Origin of the sequence: Bacillus sp. 2CMS4F, from assembly GCF_023161785.1 — a bacterium.
Taxonomy (GTDB): Bacteria; Bacillota; Bacilli; order Bacillales; family Bacillaceae; genus Bacillus; species Bacillus halotolerans.
In genome coordinates this window covers 87,576-95,396 of sequence record NZ_JALNTO010000014.1, presented here as the reverse complement: position 1 = coordinate 95,396, position 7,821 = coordinate 87,576, and the positions used below count along the sequence as shown (strand labels likewise).

The following is a 7,821-nucleotide window of genomic DNA, read 5'->3' as shown; positions in this document are numbered from 1 at the left end:
TTTCTTTTATTTTATTACATGAGAATGGATATTTTAAGAAAAAATAAAGGCTGTCGAGATTTTCTCGACAGCCTGACCATCTGCAAATGCAGATGGTTTTTTCTTTTAGAAAACGGGAATTTGTTTTCGATGCTCCCCATCCCCTTCTTTTAGTATTTTGGCTGTTCCGTTTTTATCAAATGCCACAAGGCTCAAAGACGTATCATGTATGTAAGCAGAATTCCATATGTCATGAATGCTTCTGCCCTTTATGATATTTAACAGCATTAATATAAAGACAGAATGGGTAACCAGAAGAATATTCCCGGAAGAATGGCTGTCTAAAATCGATTGGAGAGCCAGCCTTGCCCGGCTTTCAAGGTCAAAAAATGTTTCACATCCCGGCTGGCGATATGCTTCAGGATGATGAAAATAAGCATGAAAAAGATCAGGTTCGTCTCTTTCAATATCCTCTTGTTTTTTCCCTTCCCACGGTCCCAGCGACATTTCTCTGAATATACGATCTTTCACCAGCGGCAGGCGGCGCGATCCCAATATAGCTTTTGCCGTCTCTTCTGTCCGCTTGCTCGGGCTGATGTAAACCTGATTGAATTTAATATCCTTCAGCCGTTCTCCAAGAGCGCGGGCATTGTACAGTCCAAGTTCTGTTACACCAGAATCCAGCCAGCCCTGCATCCTTTTTTCTACGTTCCAATGTGTCTGTCCATGCCTGGCAATATACAAATGCAGCATATGCTCCCCTCCCTTTTTTCATCTTAGCAAATCCCCCAAATATTTTGTTTATTTTTCATTTTTTTGAGAATGTTTTTTGCACTTCTTTTCGGCTATACTTATATCATTCGATCGACTGGGAGGGTATGGGATGAATCATGAAGCGTTTTTAAAGCGGGCTGTCGAGCTTGCTCGTGAAGGAGTGATTGCTGGAATCGGCGGGCCTTTCGGAGCCGTTATCGTGAAGGACGGAGCCATTATAGCCGAAGGACAGAACAACGTCACTACAAGCAATGATCCGACTGCCCACGCGGAAGTAACTGCTATTCGAAACGCCTGTAAAGCGCTTGGGACATACCAGCTGGATGACTGCATGTTGTATACGAGCTGCGAGCCTTGCCCCATGTGCTTAGGCGCCATCTACTGGGCCCGCCCGAAAGCCGTTTACTATGCTGCTGAGCATACAGATGCTGCTGAAGCCGGTTTTGATGATTCATTCATTTATGAAGAAATCGATAAACCTGCTGAAGAAAGAACGATCCCTTTTTATCACGTGACTCTCGCGGAACATTTATCTCCGTTTCAAGCATGGCGGGATGTTGACCATAAAAAAGAATATTAAAGGATCAGGCATGTGCGGCCTGATCCTTTGTTAATTCACTGAGCAGCTGCTGTGCCTGAGTACACCTCGGGTTTGCTTTCAGCGCTTTTTGCAAATATAAAACTGCTGTCATATGTTGAGGCAATTCAGCGTGACAGACGCCCAGCCAGCAAAGGGATCGGAAATCAGCGGCTCCTTTAACCTGTACGTACTGATGGTTTTCACCTTGCGTTTGCAGACAGGATTCAAATGCTGCAATCGCTTCTCTGACTTTTTTAAGCTGATACTTCATTATCCCTTTGTAGTAGTAAAGGGTGCTGTAATCTGGATAATGCCGCAGTGCTTCATCAATATCCCGCTCAGCTTCTTCATACCGTTCAGAATCAATGAAGAGTTTAAACTTGATATAATATAAAACCGCTGGAGGGATTTGCTTTTTGCTGTTGCATTCATTTATGCACTTCATTGCCAGGCGGATGGCTTTGCTCTGTTCACCGCCTCTGTCGTACTCAGCTGCTTTCTGATAAATGAGAAGCGGGTCGTCATATGACGTCAATAATTCTGTATTCAATATGCTTAAATTACGTTTATGCTTACACTTTGCCTCCTGCTCCAGATAGCCGTAATGGTGAATAACACAAGGGAGAGAGAAAGCGCCGCTTGCCTCCTCACCCACGGGCTTTTCGCAAATTCTTCCCTTAAACGTTATCTTCCGCTGATTCCGTATCAGCCTGATCTGCATTTGTTCAAATGCTTCGTTTTCATCCCATTGCTTTCCCGTGTAGTTTATAACCTTTACGTAACCAAGGGACTGCCTGCAGTCATTCAGCAGTGAACGCAGCAAGCTTCCCGTATCCACGTCTAACTCTTCATCTGCATCCAAAATCAAAATCCACTCACCCTTGGCATGCTGTAAACTGATGTTTCTTGCCTGCGAATAATCCTGTGTCCATTGATGATGATAGACCTGAGCATGAAAACTTCTGCAAATTTCTACGGTTTGATCGTTTGATCCGGTATCAACGACAATGATTTCATCAGCAATATGGTGCACGCTTTCTAAACAGCGGACAATATGACGTTCTTCATTTTTGACAATCATACAAACTGACAGTTTCGGTCTATTCATTCGCTCACCTTTTCTCTAGTCTGAATCCACCTATACTACATGTATTCACACTTCGAAAAGATCATAACCAATCCGTTCATATCAAAAAAAACATCCTGAGAACTCTCAGGATGCTGCAAATTATTTTAATTCCAATTTCACATCAACATTTCCTCTTGTTGCTTTAGAATAAGGACAAAATTCATGAGCAGCCTCGACAAGCTCTTGGGCTTTATCCCGATCCAATCCCTTTGTATTGACGACAAGTGTGACTCCGATTTTAAAGCCGCCGTCACTTTCATCCTTCATGAGGCTGACCTGTCCTTCTATTTCTGAATCAATGTCAATATTTTGTTCTTTGGCCACGTGTTCAAGCGCGCCGCCAAAGCATGCTGCATAACCTGCGGCAAAGAGCTGTTCCGGGTTTGTTCCGGTTTGTCCTTCTTTTTTTGCATTGGGCATGACAATGTCAAAATCGAGTACCCCGTCATCTGATTGAATATGTCCTGCACGTCCGCCGCGAGCGGTGGCTTTTGCTGTAAATAGTGCCATTTGTTTTCAGCCTCCTTATTTGTCTTTAGTTGTTATATTTCCCATACACATCTTTTTAAACATGTTTTGTTTGCCGAGAATAGGAAAAGTGGTGATTTTCAGCTACAATAGTATGTAATGTCAGAAAGAGTTGGTGAACACAGATGCAAAATGGATTTGATCATATGAAATTAGAGAATCAGCTTTGTTTTTTGCTTTATGCGAGTTCGCGGGAAATGACAAAGCAGTACAAGCCGCTGCTTGAAAAGCTGAATGTGACATACCCTCAATATTTGGCTTTGCTTTTATTGTGGGAACATGAAACACTTTCCGTCAAAAAAATGGGCGAGCTTCTGTATTTGGATTCCGGAACGCTGACACCGATGCTGAAACGGATGGAGCAGCAGGAATTGATTATAAGAAAAAGATCTGAAGAGGATGAGCGGTCGGTGATGATCAGCCTGACAGAGAACGGAAAGCTATTAAAAGAAAAAGCGGCTGATATTCCGGGAACAATTCTGGCACTCTCAGGCCAGTCCGGCGAGGAATTGAAACACTTAAAATCGGCTCTATATACATTGCTTGAAACGCTGCACCATAAAAAATGAGGATGCCCTATGTGAGGCATCCTCATTTTTTATTCAGCGACTTCCAATGTGACATCGATATTTCCGGAGGTTGCTTTTGAATAAGGGCAGACACCGTGCGCTTTTTGGACGAGTGTTTTCAATTCTGGCGCACTGACTCCTGATCCTTTCACCTGCAACGTCACACCCAGTTTAAAGCCCTGATCTGCTTCATCTTTTAAAAGGCTCACATGGGCTGTAACCTCAGTTTCAATTTTCAGCCGTTCTTTTCTTGCCACCAGCTGAAGCGCGCTGTCAAAACATGCTGCATAGCCTGCCGCAAACAGCTGCTCCGGATTTGTCGCTTTTTCCAGCTGTTTCGCTCTTGGAGTACCCGGCATTGCGACATCCATCTCAAGAACGCGGTCTGAGGAAATAATTTTACCTTCTCTTCCTCCTATCGCTGAAACGGATGCTGTAAATAATGGCTGACTCATATTGTATTCCTCCTCTTTTGTTTTACACAATTAAATTGTACACAATTAAATTTAACGTGTCAATTTTTTATTCATAAAAAAAGCTTACCTCCTTGAGAGATAAGCCTTTTAGAGAATACATCGTGCTATTCGCGAATTTGTCCTGTTCCTTTAATGATATATTTTGTAGAAGTTAATGCAGGAAGCCCCATCGGTCCTCTTGCATGAAGCTTTTGTGTACTGATGCCGATTTCTGCTCCGTAGCCAAATTCAAAGCCATCGGTAAAACGGGTCGACGCGTTATGATAGACCGCGGCGGCGTCTACAGCCGTTTGAAAGTAAGCCGCATGCTGATCGTTTTCAGTTAAAATGGCTTCAGAATGATTAGTGCCGTATTTCTGGATATGCTGCACAGCTTCCTGTACACTTTCAACTGTCTTTACACTGATGACAGGCCCTAAGTATTCCGTTCCCCAATCTTCTTCTGACGCCTGTTTGCTTGAAGAATGAAGCCCGCATACGAATTCATCGCCGCGGATTTCGACTCCTGTTTTTTCCAGCTGCGTCAGCAATTCTATTCCGTGCTGCTCTGCCCACGCTTTGTGGATCAGCAGTGATTCAATCGCGTTGCACACGGAAGGGCGCTGCGTTTTGGCGTTTATGACAATCTTTTCAGCCATTTGCTGATTTGCCGTTTCATCTATGAAAATATGACAGTTGCCGGCTCCGGTTTCTAATACCGGGACTGTTGATTCTCTTACAACGAGATCGATCAGTTTTTTTCCTCCGCGCGGAATCAATACATCCAATCCGTCATTTAACGTAAAGAGTTCTTTTGCTGTCTCTCTGCTCGTATCCTCAATCAGCTGCACAGCGTTGATTGGAAGCGCTGATTGCTCAAGCGCTCTGTGAATAACACTGACGAGTGCTTTGTTGCTGTGAATGGCCGAGGAGCTCCCCCGCAGGACAACCGCATTTCCTGTTTTCAGGCAGAGGGTAGCCGCATCAACTGTGACGTTTGGCCTCGCCTCGTAAATCATTCCGGCAACACCGAGCGGCACACGGATTTTTTCAATAAACAGGCCGTTCTCTTTTTCAATTGTTTCAAGAGATTCGCCGACTGGGTCAGCCAGATCAATCAATAGCTCTACCGCGTCCGCGATGTCGCGTATGCGTTTCTCATCCAGCGTGAGACGGTCAATGACATCGGGTGTTAACCCATTTGCTTTTCCGTTCTCAATGTCTTTTGCATTTTCCGATAAGAGAAAATCCAATTCTTTACGGAGTCCATTTGCAATGAGACTGAGCGCCTCATTTTTTTCAGCCGTTGTTTTCATCATCATTTCAGCTGCTGCTTCTTTCGCCAGCTTCGCTTTTACAGAAACTTCACTCATTTTTCCGCCCCCTAGTCTTTTAAGTTGACCCAGTCATTCCTGTGAATGACCTCAAACGTTTTGTCAAAATCAAGCTCATTGCTTCGTTTGCCTTTTGCCTCCATAATCTCCTCAGATGAGTAATGGGTCTGGCCTTTGCCGATCACACCGCCCGGTCCCCGGACTTCCACGACAGCCCCTTTTGGAAAGCTCCCGTTCACGCCCACTACGCCAGCCGGTAAAAGACTGCTTCCGTTATGAACCATCGCCTCTTCGGCACCCGCGTCAATGACGATTTCCCCTGATATCGGCGAGTGGAATTGAATCCATTGTCTCGTATTGTTGACTGAGGATAGCTCCTTGTCGCCGATATAAGTCCCATCTCCCCTGCCGTTTAAAATATCCGCCAGCTTTTGTTCGCCGCTGCCTGTTCCGATGAACACTTTGACCCCAAGAGACAGTGCGGTTTGTGCAGCTAACAGCTTTGATTTCATACCGCCCGTGCCGACCTTTGATCCGGCTGAACCCGCGTAACCCAGCAATTCAGGGGTGATCTCCGGCAAATAATCAAATCGTTTCGCATCAGGATTTTCATTTGGATTGGCATCATACAGCCCGTTAATGTCAGTCAGGATCATGAGCTGGTCTGCATGAATTAATCCGCTGACCAAAGCAGAGAGCATATCATTGTCGCCAAAAGTCAATTCTTCAACAGACGTAGAATCATTTTCATTAATAACCGGGATAACACCGCGCTCCAGCAATTCCATAATCGTTGCATACGCGTTTCGATACCGCTCTCTCTTCGAAAAATCATTTCTCGTCAAAAGGATTTGTCCCGGGGTAAGTGAGTATTGTTTAAATTGATTCATGTATTGCTGCATTAACAGTGTTTGTCCGACCGCGGCTGCCGCCTGCTTTCCCTTGAGGGTAACAGGACGGGACGGATAACCGAGACTGGAAAACCCCGCCGCTACTGCTCCCGAGGTAATCAAAATCATTTCATGCCCCGCTTTTTTCAAAAGAGAAATTGCCTGAACGTGTTCTCTGATTTTTACCTCATCAATGCTTCCTTTGCTATTTGTAAGCGAACTGCTTCCTATCTTCACTACTATTCTTTGTTTTTTCATTTATTCTCCTCCGCGGCTCTTCGCCAGCCAACTTACAATAAAAAAACCCATTTCATCCTCATTAATAAGGACGAAATGGGTTTCCGTGGTACCACCTTGTTTGAACGCACTTCAGCACGTTCCGCTTCCCTGTAACGCCAGGTTATGCGCCTAGGTTTTCCCCCTAAGACTCCAAGGCAGGTTCGGCAGGTTTCATGCGGCAAAATGTTTCAGCCACTCATTTTGCTCTCTGTCACAGAAAGGTCTGCTTACTAATCCTCTTCAACGCTCAATGATTTTTTTATATTATGCAAAGAAAAAAGCCTCTTGTCAAGGTTTTTTCCACATCAAAAAAGCCCGCATTGCGCGGGCATCTGGCAGTCTAGTTAAAGACAATGGTTTTATTTTCGTGAACGATGACGCGGTCTTCCAGGTGCCATTTCACAGCGCGGGCAAGAACGCTGCGTTCAATCGTTCTGCCGATATTTTTCAGCGCGTCGGCATTGTCGCGGTGGTCAACACGCTCAATGTCCTGTTCAATGATCGGCCCTTCATCAAGGTCATTTGTGACATAGTGAGAAGTTGCGCCAATCAATTTGACCCCCCGCTCATAAGCCCGTTTATACGGATTGGCACCGATAAAAGCAGGCAGGAAGGAATGGTGGATATTGATGATTCGATTCGGATGAGCCGACACAAAATCAGGCGTTAAGATCTGCATGTAGCGAGCAAGAACGATCACATCAATATCATATTGCTCCAGCAGTTCAAGCTGCTGTTTCTCAACTTCCGCTCTGATATCTTTGTTCGCTTTTAAATAGTGGAATGGAATGTTCAGCGGTTCAACTAGGTCTCTCGCATCTTCATGGTTGCTGATGACAACCGCGATTTCCGCCATGAGATTGCCTGTTTGCCATTCCCAAATGAGCTCATGCAGACAGTGAAGCTCCTTTGATACAAAAATAGCGACACGCTTCAGCTCGCTGGCCATCGTTAAGCTCCACGTCATGTCGAATGTATCCGCAATAGACGAAAACGCGTCCTGGAGTTTTTCTTTTTTCTCCTGAATGCCCTCACAGTCGAAGTCAATTCTCAGGAAAAAACGCCCGCCTTCAGGATCTGTCGTATATTGATTGGATTCAATAATATTGGCGCCATGTTCTAATAAAAACGCAGAAACCGCAGCAACAATACCCGGCTGATCAGGACAGCTGACCAAGAGGCGCCCTTTATCTTCATTTCCGTCACGGTATTCATTTAACCGCTGGGTCATATATGATTTCATGAATAATCCCTCTTATCTTTGTAAGTCTAAACTAATTATCCATTATACTGAAGATTTGATA

Annotated in this window: 9 protein-coding genes; 2 read left to right on the top strand and 7 right to left on the bottom strand. The window is 44.8% G+C overall.

What is annotated here, in order from left to right; genetic code table 11:
* Positions 1 to 105: 105 nt before the first annotated feature.
* A complete protein-coding gene (locus MTN95_RS17785) occupies positions 106 to 732 on the bottom strand; it encodes a histidine phosphatase family protein (RefSeq protein ID WP_248339378.1) in 627 nt (208 codons plus the stop codon).
* 130 nt (positions 733 to 862) lie between these two features.
* On the opposite strand from MTN95_RS17785, the gene guaD reads away from it, so the two are divergent.
* Positions 863 to 1,333 carry a guanine deaminase gene (gene guaD / locus MTN95_RS17780; protein ID WP_105953609.1) on the top strand — a complete coding sequence of 157 codons (471 nt, stop codon included), beginning with the start codon at positions 863 to 865 and terminating at the stop codon, positions 1,331 to 1,333.
* A gap of 4 nt (positions 1,334 to 1,337) precedes the next feature.
* Here guaD and MTN95_RS17775 read toward each other — a convergent pair whose 3' ends face one another.
* The gene (locus MTN95_RS17775; RefSeq protein ID WP_248339375.1) at positions 1,338 to 2,441 is read right to left on the bottom strand and encodes a glycosyltransferase family 2 protein; all 1,104 of its coding nucleotides are present in this window, start codon (positions 2,439 to 2,441) and stop codon (positions 1,338 to 1,340) included.
* Between the two features lie 120 nt (positions 2,442 to 2,561).
* Complete coding sequence (gene ohrB, locus MTN95_RS17770; protein ID WP_024121122.1) at positions 2,562 to 2,972, bottom strand: organic hydroperoxide resistance protein OhrB; 411 nt, start codon at positions 2,970 to 2,972, stop codon at positions 2,562 to 2,564.
* A gap of 143 nt (positions 2,973 to 3,115) precedes the next feature.
* Here ohrB and ohrR point away from each other — a divergent pair, with 143 nt between their 5' ends.
* Entirely contained in the window at positions 3,116 to 3,559 is a 444-nt protein-coding gene (gene ohrR, locus MTN95_RS17765; protein ID WP_248339373.1) for an organic hydroperoxide resistance transcriptional regulator OhrR, read from the top strand.
* A 29-nt stretch (positions 3,560 to 3,588) separates the two neighbouring features.
* On the opposite strand, the gene MTN95_RS17760 is transcribed toward ohrR, so the two are convergent.
* From MTN95_RS17760 to purU, 4 genes are all read right to left on the bottom strand, one after another.
* Complete coding sequence (locus MTN95_RS17760; RefSeq protein WP_105953613.1) at positions 3,589 to 4,014, bottom strand: organic hydroperoxide resistance protein; 426 nt, start codon at positions 4,012 to 4,014, stop codon at positions 3,589 to 3,591.
* A gap of 125 nt (positions 4,015 to 4,139) precedes the next feature.
* On the bottom strand, positions 4,140 to 5,387 hold the full coding sequence (proA, locus tag MTN95_RS17755; RefSeq protein ID WP_248339371.1) for a glutamate-5-semialdehyde dehydrogenase: 1,248 nt from the start codon (positions 5,385 to 5,387) through the stop codon (positions 4,140 to 4,142).
* An 11-nt stretch (positions 5,388 to 5,398) separates the two neighbouring features.
* Positions 5,399 to 6,496 carry a glutamate 5-kinase gene (gene proB / locus MTN95_RS17750; protein WP_105953615.1) on the bottom strand — a complete coding sequence of 366 codons (1,098 nt, stop codon included), beginning with the start codon at positions 6,494 to 6,496 and terminating at the stop codon, positions 5,399 to 5,401.
* Between the two features lie 361 nt (positions 6,497 to 6,857).
* On the bottom strand, positions 6,858 to 7,760 hold the full coding sequence (purU, locus tag MTN95_RS17745) for a formyltetrahydrofolate deformylase (RefSeq protein ID WP_024121117.1): 903 nt from the start codon (positions 7,758 to 7,760) through the stop codon (positions 6,858 to 6,860).
* Positions 7,761 to 7,821 lie beyond the last annotated feature (61 nt).